A 17,062-nucleotide genomic window follows, 5' to 3' on the forward strand; every position below is an offset into this window, starting at 1 on the left:
TGGTTGGTTTGGCGCTTACGTTTATTTTTATGGGGAAGTAGGCTGATATAAATGTCATAATCGTGCCTGATAACATCGCCGCGTCGATAACTTTGGCTATTATTCCACTGTTGAATGTTATGAAAATCAGTGGCCTGTACTTTGATATTAAACAGTGGGTTTAGTAGTAGAATGCAAAAGATTGCGAGTCTGTACATTGCGTCCTCCATGACGTTATAAATTGAATGGTCTTCTCCCTTGCGATAGTCCCCTATAAAAGTGCAGATTGAATGATTGCAATAGCATCATGATTAGGGTGAGCTAAATCTACTTTAGCTCTAGCGTAGATCTCGCTCCCTTGCCACTTAGCCAAAGGTCTGCTTGCCTAAGGTGTGATATGTTTCACGTTTTTAAAGTAAGAGATCTGAGGTATAGCATTAGGTTAATATAAAACTCAGGTCGCTTAATAAATGGAAAATCTGAAGAGCCAGAAACAGAGACAAGATTATTTTTTAGATCTACGATAATTGCAGCCCTTGCCCATTGTATCCAGCTGAACGAATGTTGTTTCAGTGGCTGAGAACTGTGCCTGCATTTTCTGCATGCGCGCTATTCTTGGCGCTTAGAGTAGCTTGGCCTGTGAGACTTTCCGGCCGATCAAATGGAAGGGTGCCTTCCTAGGCTAATGATATCGTTTCAGGCTCCACTACCCTTATCAAAAAATCCGGGACACCCACAAACCTGCCATTAATAAAATGCTGGTTTCAAGCTAAGCGCTAAAAGAAAAAAGAGGAAGATTTATTTATAATGTGAGGTTAGACTTTAATTTCTAAATAGGTAGCAAGGTCTTCGCTCGACTGTGGATCCTGGCTGTCGATCCCGAGACAGTATGGCTTTCTAACTCACATAGCGCGTAGGGTTATGGTAGATCACCCAACCTGCCAGAAGGCAGGCACCATAACCCCAGAAATAGCCAGTTAGGAAGGTGAGATAATAAAGGGCAAAGCCCAGGTGTTACGCAGCAACTTATTAGCCACCCCTCCTAACAGCCCAATCAAACGCAAAGCATATGGATAAGTCTTGATTGATAATAAGTCAAAGACCTGACCCTAGTTATTTCTTGTTCTTTACAGGCTAATATTATTATCGCCAAAAAATATTCCAGGTGGCTGTCGAATATTCATAGACTATTTCCTCTTCTGGAGTTCCATCGGCGTCAGTATCGATTTGCCTTAAAATTGTCGATAGATTTTCATTGCGAGAGTAGGTTTGAATATAATCAACAATGTTATCAGAATCCGAATCTCGTTCCGATTTTGTTAAATATCCATAAGAATCGTAGCTATACCAATAATGCTGGATGTTTAACCCATCACCATTGTTATCAACATCTTGCGTGATACGATTATTGTTGCCGTCATAGGTGTTAACGATACGATAATCTACAGCCCCATCATTTTCATTATCTGTTTCGTCTAATAGTAAATTCCCATTAGCATCATAGCTTCGATATCGCGTATATTCTGCGGTACCATCGGCATCGTCATCTCTTTCTATGGAGGTCCAATTTTTATTTTCATCCCACGTATAAGCAAGCGTCCAATATACTTCGCCCTCTGGGTCAATCCTTCTTTCTTCTAATATTTTATTATCATTGTCATCATATGTATAAGTCACCTGGCTAGTGACATCCCCACCGATGCTGAGTCTTGATTGCAAAAGTATTCTATTACCGCGATCGCTGTACTCATAAGTATGATAATAATTCAGAATTCCATCATTATCGGTATCCGCCTCTAAGGACGTTAGGTTGTCTAATGCATCGTAATTGTTACGATAAACAGAATCAATAATACCGTCAGCATTATCATCTTCTTCACGAACAATCAGGTAACCACTGGCATTGTAGGTATAGAAGGTTATTTCGTCTATTATACCATCGCCATTGGTTTCAACTTCATATCTAATTCGTTTGCCAAATTCGTTATAGGATATTATTGTTTTGGAGTCTTCAGTACCATTGTTATCATTATCATGTACGTAGACCGTCGTATTATCGTCAGAATTGTAGGTTCTTATCTCCACACTGTCGGCGTCACCATCAATATCTGTATAACTCTTAAGATTGCTTATAATGTATATTTCAGGTGTTAAATTTAATGCCGAATACAAACTTTCTATTGCAATGCCTTGATGGATAATTCTTTTTACTCCACCCCAAATTCCAGAGGATTTTCCTTCGGCTATCAATACTCGGAATTCATAAACGCCAGGAAAATCATAGGATGACTGATGAAAATCAATAGATTTACCAGCGGCTATTGTATGGAGTTCTTCTGGTATTTGAATGCCATTACTTAGATCGTTGTCGGCGTCTAATGTTTGTAAGAATACTGTCATATTAACAACAACATCGAAATTGCCAGCATTTCCTAATTCAGACAGGGTTGCATTAATATCTGGCGCTAAAGTTGGTGCCGTTATTCCCGCAAGATCAAACGGAGATATTGTTTCGGCAACACCAGCACTGCCAATTTCTATATCACCTACATAAAACGCTATTGTTTCTCCATCAACATACGTGAATTCACTGTCACTGTTGGTGTATCCTGATTGAGTTGCCGTTTCAAATCGTAAATTTTCAACTGAGCCACCAGTAAAGATTCCAGTCTTAACCGTTGGTGTAGATGAATTACTGCCACCACTACCTGTGCTTTGGCTACTGCTTGAATTACCACTAGAGCTGCTACCTCCTCCGCCACACGCAGTAAGACTCAAAAACAACCAGGCCACGACCAGTGGCATTCCCACTTTTAACTTAAACATTCCTTTCTCCTGTAGATTTAAAATACCTAACTATATATGTTATTAAGACACGACAGCTTAATAACAAAAAATAATGTAAGTTGAGTAATGCGAGCATTCTCGCTTGCCTTTATTACTTCGATATCTAGACCAAGCTATATATCGTGAATACATGATGGGAAAAACGTTTTATATAGGTATTAATAAAATATAGCAATTGAGTTCGTTGCCAGACGATTGTCGCCGAAATCTACCAGACGGATTCAATGTGTCGCCTTAATTCTCTTTTTAAAAATATCCATTAAGTTACGTTTATTGTCGGGGATAAAGCTAAGTTTAAGGAGAAGGTAATAATTTACTATATGTCACTTACAATTCAGTATCTTAAAAAATCGTGTTAATACAGGGTGAAATCATCCTTTATTAAAATAACATGGCAGGAAAATTCAACAGAAAACCGTTTGTTAATTTCGGATTAAACTTTAGAGATTCGGATTACAAAATACAAATAGCATCAATTTGATTATGGTTCCCAATACTGCAGAACGATAAACCCATTAATTATTCAAGCTGACAATAACGACAAAAGGCCTTATTTGTCGACGAGAGGCTAGGAGGGTGTTCAAAAATCTGTGTCAGCTAAAGGCGGGGCGTACTTACCAGTTAGCAGTCTAATGTAAACAAAGAGCAATTCGTGAATACCCACAAATCCGATTACTCAAGGGATCAGAACGGTTTGATTCACAGTTAAAGATCTGACGTCGTTTGCTTTATTCTCGCAACCACTTTGATTTCAAAATCAAAGCCTGCCAGCCAATTTACGCCCACTGCTGTCCAGTTTGGGTAAGGTTTGGTGCTGAACTCTTGCGACTTTACTTCCATAATCTCCCCAAACTGATTCTCCGGGTCGGTATGAAAAGTTGTCACGTCGATAATATCGGCTAGGGTGCAGCCGGCGGCGGCCAGCACGGCTTTTAAATTTTCAAAGGCTAGCTCTACTTGCCGCTTAAAGTTTGGCTCGGCGGTGCCATCTTCGCGACTGCCTACCTGGCCCGAAACAAACAACAAGTCGCCAGACTTTATGGCGGCGGAATAGCCGTGGGCCTCGTATAAGGCGTGTCGGTTGGCTGGGAATACTGCTTCATTTTGCATGTGTGTACCTTTTGAGATGGGTATATCGCGGCGGGTTTCGCCGTCTGGGTCCGGAATGTGTTTTGATTTTGGTGCGAGGGTGGTCTTAACATACGCCGCGTATGTTAAATTGCTTCACATACAGGACGTATGTCAACTGTTTTGTGGGATAATGCCGCAATGAATAAACGTGATGAAAGCGCCCGCCAAAACAGAGCCAAGTTAACTGCCGCAGCCCGCCAGGCATTTGCCCAGCATGGCTACGCGGCAGCGTCTATGGATGATCTAACCGCCGCGGCGGGCCTTACCCGGGGGGCGCTGTACCACAGCTTTGGCAGCAAACGCGGCTTGTTCGCGGCGGTGGTAGAACAGCTGGATTCGGAAATGGCCCAATACGCGCAATCGGTGGGCAATAGCGCCTCGGGCGATTGGGAAGGCTTGCTGGCCGAGGGAACCGCCTACATCGAAAAAGCGCTAGACCCCGAAGTGCAGCGCATTGTGCTACTGGATGGCCCCGCTGTACTAGGCGACCCCTCGCAATGGCCCAGCCAGAGCAGTTGCTTGCAGGCCACTATCTCTATTGTGGAAAAGCTGATTCAGGAACAAACCTTAAAGCCCGTAGACATTGAGGCGGCCGCCAGGCTGCTAAACGGCACGGCGCTAAATGCAGCGCTCTGGGTCGCCGCCAGCGAATCCCCCAAAGACGTACTGCCAAAAGCCATAGAAGCCTTCCGCGCCCTAGCGACAGGCTTATTAAAATAACCGGTAGGTTAGTGCTTTAGTGCAGCGCTGTTATCTCAGACACAGCCGGTTCGGTAATCCCCCGCCCCTCCGACCGGCTTAATCATCTATTATGAGTATCAACCGGAGGCTAGTGGTTTCAGGAAAGGTGTTTATTGCGCCATAAGTTTCATCTGACCCTATTTATTTAGGGGGCAGAAAGATATCGGGGTCTTACATTTCACACTGAAAATTTATTTTAAGAATTCCGGGGACAGATTATTTTTTAGATGTATGAGGATGGCACCCCTTCCCCATCGTATCCAGTCGAACGTAGGCCTATTTTTCGGGTAATCGCGCATGGACGCGCGATTAAGGAAAAGCGCGAGGACAGCGATTTTTTCCGACCCGCAAAATAAGCCGTAGTGAGGGAACCCGTAAGGGCTGAGATACGCGGGCGTGTTTGACGTGAAGGGATTCACTAATGCCGTGGGCGCAGGACGCGCAGGAACGGCCTGATACCTTCTTTTCACGTCAAAAGAAGGTATTCGCCCCGCCCGGCGATAGAGGGCGATTGTCAAAAAAGAAATATAAAATTTTCGCTTTAATGCAGAGCTCGCTTAGTGTTACAAAACCCCACCGCCGAAAGGCGAACCCCAAGCGTCAAAGACGCCACCCCCGCACCGACAGGTGCAAATCAAACCGGATTCCCAATCCCCCCATCTACAATCGGATTCATCGCCGTCATGCGATCCATCAAGGTCGCCGTCCCCAATCCATCATGGCGCAATAAGTACCAACCGACACCGCTTATTCTCAACCAGTTGCCAAACCCGCCCCGCCATGGCACAGTAAGCCACATAGCGCGTAGGGTTATGGTTGGTCACCCAACCTGCCAGAAGGCAGGCACCACAACCCCAGATTTAGCCAGTTAGGAAGGTGAAATAATAAAGGGCAAAGCCCAGATGTTACGCAGCAGCTCTTCCCCTACCTTTCCAGCTAGCTAATACAACGCAAAATATTAATGAGCGAACCATCGTGTTTGTGGTTTTTGCATTGTGTGGATTAAAAAACCTAACCCTTATGGTACGGGTTGGGCGTAATGAATTCACAATTCAAGACCTGACCCCGATGGTTCTTTGACCCCGATGGTTCTTAACTCGGAAAGGGAGATATCAATGGGACTGCAGGCACAATTTATCCAGTTCAATAATAAGATTTATCTAAAAAAAACTGATTCTCGTCTTGAAGAAGTCAGAGGCAAGCGAGATCGAATCAATTCGGTGGTGAAGGCGAGATTCAAAGAAAATGGCTGGGGAGATGTCTCAATTTTTTTACAGGGCTCATATGCTACTGACCTTTCTATCGTTCCTTTAGATGGTGATTACGATATTGATGTGGCCGTCGTCATCCCGTATGACACGGCACCTGATTCCCCGATAACTCTTAAAAAAGAGATGTTATCGATACTTCAGGATCGAGGTCTGTCTGACGCAACTATTAAGCGCCCCTGTGTGACAGCTCAATATTTGTCAGACGGGAAACCAAAATTTCATATTGATTATCCCATTTACCGTTGCACTGGAAATCATTATGAGTTGGCATGGGGTAAGCCGACTTCTGCTGAGAAGGACAAAAAGTGGTCTAGCGGAGACCCTAGAGGGCTGGTTGATTGGACCGATTATTCGACTTTAGATGTTGACGAAAAAAGGCAATATAAACGGATGGTGCGTTTCTTAAAGCGTTGGCGGGATCTTCGCTATGTGTCAACGGAGGTGAAACCCTATTCGGTGGGCCTCACTATCTTAATTAGACAGAATTTCGTAGATTCTTTTTCAGATGATGGAGAGGCGGATGATCTTAGTGCCCTCATTAGCACAATCGACAGGATTATGGGGTGCAGTGCATTTGTATCTTTGGGTGACAATAAATATGACCTTGTAGTTTCCTTGCCTACTTCTCCCTATGTTGATGTGTTTAAGGATCACGGGAACGGTATGGGGACTAAATTGTACAACCGGCTTGGTCAATTGAAAAATCGACTGCTGGCGGCTCAATCTAAATCTACAGTTGTCGCTGCCAGTAAAATTCTTTCTGAAGGCAATGTGTTTGGTAGTGATTTTCCTGTTCCTGATGGCGGGCATGACGGTAATAGTTCGAGTAACCGTTCGGCGACAAAGACTGCTGGTGCAGTAGGATCGCCACAGGGTGCGTGACTTATTTCGTACAGAATCTATTGCGAATTACTTGCGAAGTAAGGGCTTTGAGACGCTGGATGTCACCGAAGAGCATATAACTATTCAGTACAATATAGACGATGTAAAGGTTGGAATAAAAGGTGTTTTCAGTACACGCTTTCCATTTGAGCTACCAAGCTTTTATTTGATAAACCGCTTGGGTTATGGGCAACTGGCCCATGTCAGTTGGACCAGAAATCCAGAACTAGCAGAGGATGATGTTGGATCTATTTGTGAAGGAGTGACAATCTCTCGAAGTGTTAATTACGAGTTTCCAGAATTGGTATTTGAGTACGCGCTTGAGTCTGCCATTCGTACATTAACCCGTGTGTTATCCTCTGACGATATTAATCGTGCTGAAGTCAAATCTGAGTTCGCGGGGCATTGGCGGTTCCATTGCTCCACAAATACTGTTCGCCATATTGCATCGATGGGCGCTGGAGAAAAACCTCTCAAGTTATCGGTTTATAAATTACGATCAAACGTCTTTAGCTATACCACTAGCGATCCTATTGTCAACGAAGGTTACGGCTTGCAGCCTGGCAAGAAAGATAAGCCTGATCACAAAGGATTGTACATTCCGATAAAGACACCGATATTACCCCCTGCACCACAGCAATGCATTCTGGCTTGGTGGCATGATACGGTATTGCCTGTCCTGTCAGATGATGTTCGATTGTTTCTGGCTGATGTGTGCAAAAAGCATACAAGCAAATATCAGATTTTTAGCGTTATATTGAGTGTCACTATTGGCAAAGGCCGTCTGGCGTGGGTAGGTTTTAACTTAACCTATAAGTCAAGGATGTCTTATAACCGTAAAAACCAACCTCCACTGTTCTCTGGTGCATCTCTTTCTGGTTGGTCGGTCAAGCCTTTCCCCGTCCAAGTGCACAACCAGGACTATTTACTACCTCGTGGTGGTGTTTCAGGTGAGCTTTCAACCGAAAAAATACTAGTGGTGGGTTGTGGATCTTTAGGGGGGGAGATTGCAAGGCAGCTTGGTTATTCCGGTGTTGGCCAGTTGGATCTTGTAGATTTTGATTCATTCGAGGCGGACAATATATATCGGCACGTACTCCCATCGACCTACATTGGGATAGACAAGTGTTTTGCGTTAAAAAGACATCTGGAAAACCAGTTTCCGTATTTAGTTGTAGAGACGCTAAATCAATTCAAAGATCTGAGGGAGATTTCGAGAGTCGAGAAATTAGAGACTTTTTTGAGTCAATATGATGGGGTAATTGTTGCTACTGGTGACGTGACGCAGGAACGATATTTCAATGAAGTGGTTAGTCAACTGAAAAATAAGCCTTGGGTAATATATGCTTGGCTGGAGGGGTATGGCGTAGGTGGACACTCGGTATTCGTTAATCCTGAAGGTAGAGGGTGCCTTGCTTGTTTGTTTAGGGATTCTGAATCCGGTGAACAGTCACTTTCCAATATCCAAAACTTTCTGTCGATAAATCAAGACTTTGCAGTCGATCTCTCTGGATGTGGAACACACTTTCTCCCCTATGGATATACTGATGTTATAGAGACAGCCACGCTTACCACCAGAATTGTAGAAGGTATATACAATGGTTCGATTGGCACTTCGGTCAGAGTTTCTTGGAAAGGAAATGGGCGGGAGGCCAAGGAGGCTGGATTGAAAATGACGGGTCGCTGGAAAAGGTTTAAACAAGATAGGTATCCCATTCCTCTGGTATGGAGCGAGTGTGTAACTTGTGGGAGCTCAGATGATCTATGAGTCTCCACGTTCTGTAATTACTATTTCCGCTGACGTTTGTCGAGACTTTCTGAAGTATCGGCAGGGATCGGTTGGAAAAACTGAAGCGTGTGGAGTTCTTATTGGTGAGGGGGATATAGATAAAGGCATATATAATCTTAATAAAATCACTACACCGATGTTGAGGGATATTCGTAGGCGAACATATTTCAAAATAAGGGATAAAGGGCACCAAAAAACTGTAGATAATGAATGGAAACGTTCTTCTGGTGCTCGGTTCTACTTGGGTTTTTGGCATACTCATCCTGAGTTATTTCCCTGCCCTTCACGGTTAGATATAGAGAGTTGGAAGGAAAACTTTAATCTTAATAGAAGTAATGTTTCGTCGCTCTTTTACCCAATCGTTGGGATGAAAGAAATTGCGATTTGGGAGTGTGGGGATTTTGGAGTGACTAAAATGAACTGTGTGAGTGATTTGAAAGATGGATAATCTCCTTACATTTTTTGAGCGTTGGATACAGCTAAAATCAACTAATCAATGTATCAAAGCCGGGCAAATATTGTGTTTTTTAGGTTTTGGTGGGAGCGGAGCTTTGGCTATAGTTTCTGCTGTGAAAGGGGTTCCCCTGGCTGTGGAGTGGTCGGCGGGTAATAGCGTAGTTTTGTCGTTAGTGGCTGGTGTTATAGGTGTTATTTTACTGGTAATTGGCGCTTTTATTCCGCCGCAGTCAGCTAAGTCTACCCTTGTCACCCTCATGGGGATTCCTGGAGTTTCTACCAATGTACCAGACAAGGCAGTCGGTAAGCCATATAGCCTTTATAACCCTAGGCACTATAACTTTTCATTGAATAAGCTTGACCCAGTCGCGATGGTTGGTAAATTGAATAACTATTGTCGTCACCTTGTCGATGACCAGATTATCAACGATTCGAAAAATGGAAAAGTCTTTTTTGCTGGTTTAGCCAGAGTTCCTTGTTTGTTTGCAATAGGAACGATGTTCAGGAGTTCGGCTGTTGATGTGGAGCCTCTTGAGCGATTCAGAAATCCTGATAAATGGGCAAGGCTAAAATTATTTAAGGGGGCTGAGAATAAATATGCATGTGATGGGAGCCCCCAGGAATTGGTGTCTAGTTGTGGTCAAATTGGTATCGCTATTTCGTTGACCGATGAAATCTCTACTGGTCAGTTGCCTGATGATATCCGAGATCATTGCATGTCTATTAAATTGACGCCAATGTGCAAGAGAGAAGCTATATCTACTCTTCATAATTTGCATGATTTTTCAAAAAAATTCCAAAAATTATTGGATGAATGTAGTAGGGTGGCAAATACCATTCATTTGTTTGTTTGTGCCCAATCTTCTGCGGTTTTTGAAATGGGTCGGGTATATCAAGAGGGTATGCATTGCAGAGTATTGATTCACAATTTTACTCCCGGTGAGGGTTATACCTGGGCAATTGAAATTGATAAGGGAAGCCTCAGATACATTGGAAATTCCGGGGACAGTTTACTTAATTCAAGCTAGGTTTTTTGCGCTACGAAGCACTGCTCTCAACTCCCCTTAGATCAAGCCGAGCGGAAGTCTATTTTAGGGGGTAAGCAAACAGTAAATATTGAGACCAGGCCTTACAATTTACACAACCGAATAGCCTCGAATGTAAGTTTTTAGGTTTCCTTATGGCTAAGAACGTAACAGATAGATATTTACTTCTATCAATTTATAACACCTATTATGATTCATTTTGTAGCTTCAGAGAGGGTAAAAAGGATCGTAAACATGTGAATTACGTGCCTATCGATTGTAAACTTATTGGCAAGAAAACAGGTCTTCATAAAGATCTTGTTTTCGGTCGTCTTTACTATCATTTAAATCGGGTTCATGGTTACAAAAAAGAGGACGGGTCGCTTGTTCCATTTTTTTATCCCAAACTTGGCGAGGACAAGCATGTTATTAACTTTCCGTTACTTGCTTCTATTTTGGCGGACATGAATAGCAATTATTATAAGTTTGTTATTCCTTTAGCTCTTTCAATGACGGCTTTAGTGATTTCAGCTATGAGCATCTTCATCTAAAAATGTAGATTATCGAGATCAGACATTGATTAATGGGACCAGAGAGATTGATGTGACTGGAAGGGCGAATGTGCGATATAACGAGACAGGTGATTCTTGATTGGCTTGGGGTTAGCACTCAGTCCCCATCGTATCCAGCCGAACGTAGGCCTATTTGAGTGGTTGAGCGCACATGGACGTGCGCGAAAGGAAAAGCCTCGGGGACACGAGATCTTTTCCGACCGCTCAAATAGACCGTAGTGAGGGCACCCGTAAGGGCTGAGATACGCGGGCGTGTTTCTTGATACCTTCTTTTCACGTCAAAAGAAGGTATTCGCCCCGCCCGGCGACAGAGGGCAAAACCAAAAAAGTACTAAACCTTAAAAGGCTCGCTAAACACCCAGTTTAAAATTCAAAACCCTACCGCCGAAAGGCGAATCCCAAGCGTCAAAGACGCCAAGCCGCCGCAGGCAAAAAACCTAAACCGGATTCCCAATCCCCCCATCCACAATCGGATTCATCGCCGTCAACCGATCCATCAAAGTGGACGTCCCCAACCCATGCTGGGGAAACAGCGTGGGGAATAAATGCTGCTCGTTATGCAGCGCCATATAATTCAGCACCAAAGTTTCCACCAGCAAATTCACATTGTTGGCCGCCGGGCTGGAGGCGGTTTCTACGTCGCCGCTTTGGCGCATGTAGCCCAGTTGTTGGTGGATGGCCTGCTCTTCCAGCGAGCCGCCAACGATACCGGGCCGGCCGTTGGGGTTGTACACCAAAAAATAGCTGGCGGCGGTTTGCTGATTGTCGCCGGTCCATACGCCCTTGCCGCGCCCCTCTGCGGATTCGTCCAACATACCGTTGGAGAACACCGAGCCGTCGGAGAATACATAAATCATAACCGGCACGCCGATGCGGGCGGCGTACTCTAAACAGGCGCCGATGCAGCGCCCGGCGCGCAGGTCGCGAATTTCGCCGGTGGCGCGGTCGCCGGTGTGGTAGTCGTAGCCGCCCATGGTAATGGTGCCCGCTCCGGCGTAGCCGTTCATCACCAGTTTCATGACCGAGGCGGCCTTGCGAAATTCGCCGTCGGAGTCGAACTCGTCAAAGGTAAAAATACCGGCGGGGCCGACAATGTCCGGGTCGGCCACAGGGTCAATGGCGGACGGGTCGCCGAAGCGGTCGGCCAGGTCCGCACTTTTGACATAGCCGCAGCGCATTAAGTCTTTTAACATCGTATCGCGCACGCTGCCGGTATTGACCGCACCCAGCTTGGCGTTGCTGATACGGGCCATGGATTCCATCACCGCGACGGTGTCGGATTGCTCGAGCAGGCCGACTAAATCACCCACGTCCACCAGGCCAGACACATCGCTGGGGCGGTCCACTTTGGTGGGGCGTGCCTCGGGGTTAATCAGTGCTTCCGGGGCCATTGAGTTGCCACCTGAGTCGCTGGAGCGCGAGCCAATAAGTGACAGCAGCGAGCCACCGGCCCCGGCGCGATTAATACCGTACATGGGGTTGTGGGGATTGTTACCGGTGTCGTTTTCGGAGCGAGCGGGAATGACTGCACCGTTAATATTGGCGGCGCGGTCGGCGCCTATGCGCTCTAAAATGCCGCGCAGCATTTGGCTGTCGGAGTGAAAGGCGAGGCCTAAATCCTGATTAATAAAGTTGCCCTGGCCGCTCTGGGGCGTCATATCGCCGGGCAGGCCCTGCTTGCTGTAACCGGCCGTGGAGAGAAAATCCATTTGCCCGCCGGCACCGCCCACCAGTACGTTGGAGCCGGCAATATTGGCGCCGCCGGCCAAATCGAAACAGATAAACGGAATTTTGCCCGCGCCCTGCGTGCTGATACCGCAGGCGTCGCGCATGGCGGCCAAATCGGACGACAGCGCCGCCTCGGCCTGACGCGGGTTGGCAAACAAGCTAAACGCGGAGCCACCCACCACTGTGGCGGCGCCGGTGTAAAAACCCTGGCAGATCATATCGCGCCGGGTAATGGGGCGGCCGTGGTCGTTGAGCTTTAGCGGCGCGTCCGGATGCAGGGGGTGTTTGGTTTTACGCATAGCGTGGCTCCTGAGCCTGCCTTTGTTTATATATGCCCGTGTCGCCGAGCGTTGCGAGTTACTTACTATCCCTGATTATTTACGCCTTAATTGGCGTGTTACTTTTTACGCAAAAAGTAACTGCGTCGCTCCTGCGCACAGCCCAGGCTGCCTTCTCTGCCTTCGGCATTCACCTTGTCCGTGCGCTCGCGACATTAGTGAATCCCTTCACGTCAAAACTGTGCCCAACAACTGGCCCCTTCGGGGGTGTCCTCCCTCCGGCAAATTTTCGAGGGCCGCATAGACGCGCCGTGCCCCAGGGCACCTTCTCTGCTGCTTCACAGCATTCACCTTGTCCGTGGCCTGGCTATGCTTGCGCAAACGCAGCCCAGGCTGCCTTCTCTGCCTTTGGCATTCACCTTGTCCCTGTTAGCTTACCTACTAAAATAAGCCTCCGCTCGGCTCAGTTGTAAACGGGCGATAAACCCAAGCAGTTCCGCGTTCTCCACGTCGAAGTCAAAACATTTTTAATGCACCAACATAATCGCGCTGCCGAGTGCGGCGGCGCAGGTGGCTTTTACGGTGGTGGCGGTGCGGGCGTTGTCGCAGCTGCCGCCGCAGGCGGTCATGGTGTCGATTAGGCCGTTTAGCTCGGCGCGTATGGTGTCCGGGTCGGGCTGGTTGGCGAGTGTGCTGCCGGTGATTTCGCCCGCGACCAGTGCGCCCAGTAAGGGCTCTATCACTTGGTTGCGGCCGCTGCTGTCAAAGGCGCTGGCGGCTTGGGCGCTGAAGTTAAAGCCCGGGAAAAATGCGGCGCGCAGGCTGGTGTCGTCCACCAGTGCGCTGCAGTAAGACACGGCCAATTGGGTAATCCCCATTTGCTGGGCGGCGAGAAAGCCGTCCAGTTGGCTGGCCACGGGCAGTTGCTGCTCGACCTTTTGATAGGTGGCCAATACCGCTTCGGTGTTGTGGCTGACGCCGGTCATGGCCGAGAGCGACTGGTTGATGGCGGCAAAGGTTTTGATGCCAATACTGGGCTGGTCGGCGATATCGGCCGGGGGTTGCGCCGCCGGCGGTTCGGCCTCTACCCGCACGGATTCGTGCTCGCCCAGGCGGTCGAAGGTTAAGAAGAAGGTGTCCAGCTCGGCGCCCTGCTCCAGGCCGATCACCGCACCCTGGCGGGATAAATCCTGCTTGCCATCCACATACGCGGCGGCGGTTATTTCGGTATCCAGCGCGGCGAATACCTGGCCGACGATGGCCTCGCGGCCGTTAATCCCAATGCGAATGCCCTCCAGCGCCACGGTGGGGATGGTTTCGTCCCCCAGACTGGCGAAGAAAGGGTCGCTAAACAGGTAGCTGTAGTCGTCAAACTGCTGCACTTGAAATACCACATAGGCCTGGCTGAGGCCCACCTGTTCGCTGACGTTAAACAGCAAAAAGTACTTTTGGCCCACACCCACGGCGTAGTTGGCGGCGACGGCCTCGGGGCTGAGGGCGCGGTTGTGAATGGCTAAAAAGCGCAAGCTGCCCAGCCACTGCCGGTCGGAGGAGACCTCATTGCCCACCACCAGCGCGTAGCTTGAGTCCCACTCGTTGAGGTTGCCGGGCTCGGTTGCATCCACATCGCCGGTAAACTCGCCGTTTACATAAATGCGGCGGCCGTTTACCGGGTCAAAGGTGATCACTGCGTGCTGCAGGCTAGCTTGTAAGCGCTCGTCCGCATCCGCCGTGGAGTGGGCGGGCATGCCGTTGCCATCGGTGGTGGAGCTGCGGTGGAAGAAGTCATAGTTGTACAGGGTTTGGCCCAGGGTAAAGTTGCGCACCTGTGTGCTGCCGGAGTAGCTGACGATGTGCGCCTCTTCCTGCGTGACATTGTCGGGAATCACCCAGGTCTCAATGCTGTATTCGCCCGTGGCGGTGATTAAATCGAACAGTTTGCGGCTGGTGGCGGTGGCGGCCTGGGCTTTGCCGTCGGTCAGGCGCAGCCCCCAGCTGGACATCCACTCCACGTCGCCCGATAGGGTTAAATCCGCCGCCGGCTCTACGCCGCTGGTGTCGTAGGCGATGCTGCCATCGCCCGCTTTAAATTCGTATTTGGCGATCAGGTCGCTCTCTACCCGGCCGCCGGAGCTGGCGATAATGCCGTCGCCCAGTTGCAGCGCTTTGCTGATGACTAGGTTGGGGTCTACCTCAGTGACCGGTAAGGTGGCGATAAAGTCGGTGATGGCCTGCGACATGGCGTTGGCGTCACTGGTGCAGTTGCCGCTCCAGCAGTTGTGGCTCTCCAGCGCTAGGCGCTGCACCAGGCGCGAGTCGGCCGGGCTGTCGAGGCGGATACGGCTGCGCGCGGCCTCATAGGCGACCTGAATATCGGCACTGCCTAAATAGGGTTGCTGTTGCAGTGGGGCGTTCTCGGCGTGGCAAGCGCTGCAATATTGGCTCAGCAGTGGGTAGACGGTGGTGCTAAACGCGCCGGGGTCACTGGTAAAGTTTTTACTGTCGGCCACCTCGCGCTCCTCGGGCGGGAGCAGAACAATTTCGTTGGTCAGGGTGCCGACGCTACTGGCCCAGCTGGTGATATAGCCTTCGATAATATCGGCGCAGGCGGTGGCGCTGTCCAGCCAGCAGTTGTGGCCGCCGCCGACTTTGCTCACCAGAGTCGAGAGTTGCGGTGTGCCCAGGTCTATCAGGGGCTCGGCAATGCGGTAGGCTTCGTTGATATCGTCGTTGCGCACAAAGCTCGGTTGCTGGCCGCCGGCGCCGTGGCACTCACCGCAGCGCTCGGGCGCGGCCAGATTGTCCCACACGTTGAGTTTAAACAGTTGTATATCGTCGGTTTGTGGCGGCGGGCCGTCGTACTCAATGCCTGTGTTGCCGCCGCTGCCGGTGTCCGGGTTGACGTTGGGGGTGGTGGGTGCGCCACTGTCTGAGCCACAGCCGGCTAGCAAGGCTGCGCCTACCAACAGAGCGGTTACTTTCAGTGGTGTGCAGCGCTTTTCGCGCTTTATGGCATTGTGGGGCGAGCGGTAACCGGCGCCGCTATCCGCCCAGTGAGAGAGGTAATTCGCTATTGTGTTCAGGTGTGATTTGATCGCCGCCATATTATTCACCCTTGCAGTAATCGGCGGTGTCGATAAACACCTGCTTTAAGTTGTACCCACTGGCCGCGAAATTGGCGGTGGCATTGGTTACCAGGGCGCGGTCGGCACTGTTGCCGGGCTGGCGCAGGCACACCTGATTGAATACCTTTTCTACCTGGCAGCTGGCAAAAGCACCGGAGTGGGCCAGCTCTTGCCCCAGGCTTTTTGCGCCTGTCCCCTCACCTGCCAGCGTTGGGTCCCAGGCCAAAATAGCGTTGGGGCCGCGGCGCCAATAATTGTCCCACTCATCGTTGGGTGTGACGTAGCCCGGGGCGAATGTGCCGGCGTTGATATGGTATTTGGCCTCTACCCGGGTGCCGGTGGCGGGGTCGGTTTCGCCCTCAAGGTTGTAGTGGATAGCGCCAAACTCGGCGTCCGGGTCTGTGTTCGGGTCGTATTCGTAGTCGTAATAGGCAAAAGCTTGCGCCATGGGGTCCATGCCGGTGTGGCAACCTATGCAGTTGTTGAGGAACACCCGGCTGTCGCCGCCGGGGCTGCGGCTGACATCTTGGCGGATGCGGTCGGGTATGCCTGTGGTGTCGTGCACTTGTTCCAGGTCGCGGCACAGGTGGTTGAGCAGCGTAAAGCGGAACATCGCGCGGTTGGTGCCGGCAACAAAAAAGGCCTTGGCGGCGGCGCGGCTGGTTATGACCCCGGCGGTGGCTTCGCTGGGCAGCGCGGTTAAGCTGGATTGGGTTTTCGCGCTCAGAGCGTCTACCAAGGCGACATCGGCGGTTTCCAACGCTTGGTAGTGTTCGTTATTGGCGCTGCTGTAGGGTGGCAGGCCGAGGTTGTCCGCGCCGGTGTACAGGACATCGTCGTACAACAGCGTGCGGAAGTCGCGCTCGTCGCGCACCAGCCCCATAACGGTGGCGGTGTAGTCGTTAAGAGGTGCAAACGGAGTAAGGTCGCGGTTAGTCCAGGGCGTGGCCATGGCTTTTAAGGTAGCGCGGTAGAAGCCGTCGTTGTCCATCGCCAGGCGCACCGCGGCGGCCACATCGTTATTGTCGATATGGTTGGTCATCTCCAGCAGTACGGCTTCGGTCGGCGGCACCCCGGCTACCCGGGAGTGTATTTGCAGGGCTTGTTCGCGCGCACCGGCCACTGCCTGCAGGCAGCACAGTGCCAGGCTCAGACACAGCGCCCGCTGTAAAAATCGTTGGGTGAGGGACATTCCCCGGCTCCACGGTGTATAGAATAGGTATTAGGGCACCTCTGAA

General features: G+C 49.4%; 12 protein-coding genes. 6 read left to right on the top strand and 6 right to left on the bottom strand.

From position 1 onward, the window contains the following. From Q4526_RS08485 to Q4526_RS08495, 3 genes are all read right to left on the bottom strand, one after another. The coding region (locus Q4526_RS08485; RefSeq protein ID WP_215976628.1) for a hypothetical protein at nucleotides 1-197 on the bottom strand (197 nt) is incomplete at its 3' end. A gap of 925 nt (nucleotides 198-1,122) precedes the next feature. Beyond that, entirely contained in the window at nucleotides 1,123-2,805 is a 1,683-nt protein-coding gene (locus tag Q4526_RS08490) for a hypothetical protein (RefSeq protein ID WP_215976629.1), read from the bottom strand. 726 nt (nucleotides 2,806-3,531) lie between these two features. Continuing rightward, nucleotides 3,532-3,936 carry a RidA family protein gene (locus tag Q4526_RS08495; protein WP_215976630.1) on the bottom strand — a complete coding sequence of 135 codons (405 nt, stop codon included), beginning with the start codon at nucleotides 3,934-3,936 and terminating at the stop codon, nucleotides 3,532-3,534. Nucleotides 3,937-4,095: 159 nt separating this feature from the next. Between Q4526_RS08495 and Q4526_RS08500 the strand changes: the two genes are divergently transcribed. From Q4526_RS08500 to Q4526_RS08525, 6 genes are all read left to right on the top strand, one after another. Then, the gene (locus Q4526_RS08500; protein ID WP_215976631.1) at nucleotides 4,096-4,677 is read left to right on the top strand and encodes a TetR/AcrR family transcriptional regulator; all 582 of its coding nucleotides are present in this window, start codon (nucleotides 4,096-4,098) and stop codon (nucleotides 4,675-4,677) included. A gap of 1,136 nt (nucleotides 4,678-5,813) precedes the next feature. After that, a complete protein-coding gene (locus Q4526_RS08505) occupies nucleotides 5,814-6,851 on the top strand; it encodes a nucleotidyltransferase (RefSeq protein WP_215976632.1) in 1,038 nt (345 codons plus the stop codon). After that, nucleotides 6,844-8,619, top strand: a complete 1,776-nt coding sequence (locus Q4526_RS08510) for a ThiF family adenylyltransferase (protein WP_215976633.1) — start codon at nucleotides 6,844-6,846, stop codon at nucleotides 8,617-8,619. The genes Q4526_RS08505 and Q4526_RS08510 overlap by 8 nt, the downstream gene beginning before the upstream one ends. Next, nucleotides 8,609-9,088, top strand: coding sequence for a Mov34/MPN/PAD-1 family protein (locus Q4526_RS08515; RefSeq protein ID WP_215976634.1), 480 nt, complete (start codon nucleotides 8,609-8,611; stop codon nucleotides 9,086-9,088). Before Q4526_RS08510 ends, Q4526_RS08515 begins: the two co-directional genes overlap by 11 nt. Continuing rightward, on the top strand, nucleotides 9,081-10,124 hold the full coding sequence (locus Q4526_RS08520) for an SAVED domain-containing protein (RefSeq protein WP_215976635.1): 1,044 nt from the start codon (nucleotides 9,081-9,083) through the stop codon (nucleotides 10,122-10,124). The genes Q4526_RS08515 and Q4526_RS08520 overlap by 8 nt, the downstream gene beginning before the upstream one ends. A gap of 152 nt (nucleotides 10,125-10,276) precedes the next feature. After that, nucleotides 10,277-10,672, top strand: coding sequence for a hypothetical protein (locus Q4526_RS08525; RefSeq protein ID WP_215976636.1), 396 nt, complete (start codon nucleotides 10,277-10,279; stop codon nucleotides 10,670-10,672). 458 nt (nucleotides 10,673-11,130) lie between these two features. Here Q4526_RS08525 and Q4526_RS08530 read toward each other — a convergent pair whose 3' ends face one another. From Q4526_RS08530 to Q4526_RS08540, 3 genes are all read right to left on the bottom strand, one after another. Further along, entirely contained in the window at nucleotides 11,131-12,720 is a 1,590-nt protein-coding gene (locus Q4526_RS08530; protein ID WP_215976637.1) for a general secretion pathway protein GspF, read from the bottom strand. A gap of 506 nt (nucleotides 12,721-13,226) precedes the next feature. Then, complete coding sequence (locus tag Q4526_RS08535) at nucleotides 13,227-15,803, bottom strand: LamG domain-containing protein (protein WP_215976638.1); 2,577 nt, start codon at nucleotides 15,801-15,803, stop codon at nucleotides 13,227-13,229. Nucleotide 15,804: 1 nt separating this feature from the next. Beyond that, complete coding sequence (locus Q4526_RS08540; protein WP_215976639.1) at nucleotides 15,805-17,016, bottom strand: hypothetical protein; 1,212 nt, start codon at nucleotides 17,014-17,016, stop codon at nucleotides 15,805-15,807. Nucleotides 17,017-17,062 lie beyond the last annotated feature (46 nt).

This window comes from Gilvimarinus sp. 2_MG-2023 (genome assembly GCF_030547685.1).
GTDB lineage: Bacteria > Pseudomonadota > Gammaproteobacteria > Pseudomonadales > Cellvibrionaceae > Gilvimarinus.

What these genes read in the sequence shown, in the direction of transcription:
- Q4526_RS08515 (WP_215976634.1), top strand. Translation starts at nt 8,609, where the DNA reads ATGATCTATGAGTCTCCACGTTCTGTAATTACTATTTCCGCTGACGTT.
- Q4526_RS08530 (WP_215976637.1), bottom strand. Translation starts at nt 12,720, where the DNA reads ATGCGTAAAACCAAACACCCCCTGCATCCGGACGCGCCGCTAAAGCTC.
- Q4526_RS08495 (WP_215976630.1), bottom strand. Translation starts at nt 3,936, where the DNA reads ATGCAAAATGAAGCAGTATTCCCAGCCAACCGACACGCCTTATACGAG.
- Q4526_RS08535 (WP_215976638.1), bottom strand. Translation starts at nt 15,803, where the DNA reads ATGGCGGCGATCAAATCACACCTGAACACAATAGCGAATTACCTCTCT.
- Q4526_RS08490 (WP_215976629.1), bottom strand. Translation starts at nt 2,805, where the DNA reads ATGTTTAAGTTAAAAGTGGGAATGCCACTGGTCGTGGCCTGGTTGTTT.
- Q4526_RS08505 (WP_215976632.1), top strand. Translation starts at nt 5,814, where the DNA reads ATGGGACTGCAGGCACAATTTATCCAGTTCAATAATAAGATTTATCTA.
- Q4526_RS08500 (WP_215976631.1), top strand. Translation starts at nt 4,096, where the DNA reads ATGAATAAACGTGATGAAAGCGCCCGCCAAAACAGAGCCAAGTTAACT.
- Q4526_RS08520 (WP_215976635.1), top strand. Translation starts at nt 9,081, where the DNA reads ATGGATAATCTCCTTACATTTTTTGAGCGTTGGATACAGCTAAAATCA.
- Q4526_RS08525 (WP_215976636.1), top strand. Translation starts at nt 10,277, where the DNA reads ATGGCTAAGAACGTAACAGATAGATATTTACTTCTATCAATTTATAAC.
- Q4526_RS08540 (WP_215976639.1), bottom strand. Translation starts at nt 17,016, where the DNA reads ATGTCCCTCACCCAACGATTTTTACAGCGGGCGCTGTGTCTGAGCCTG.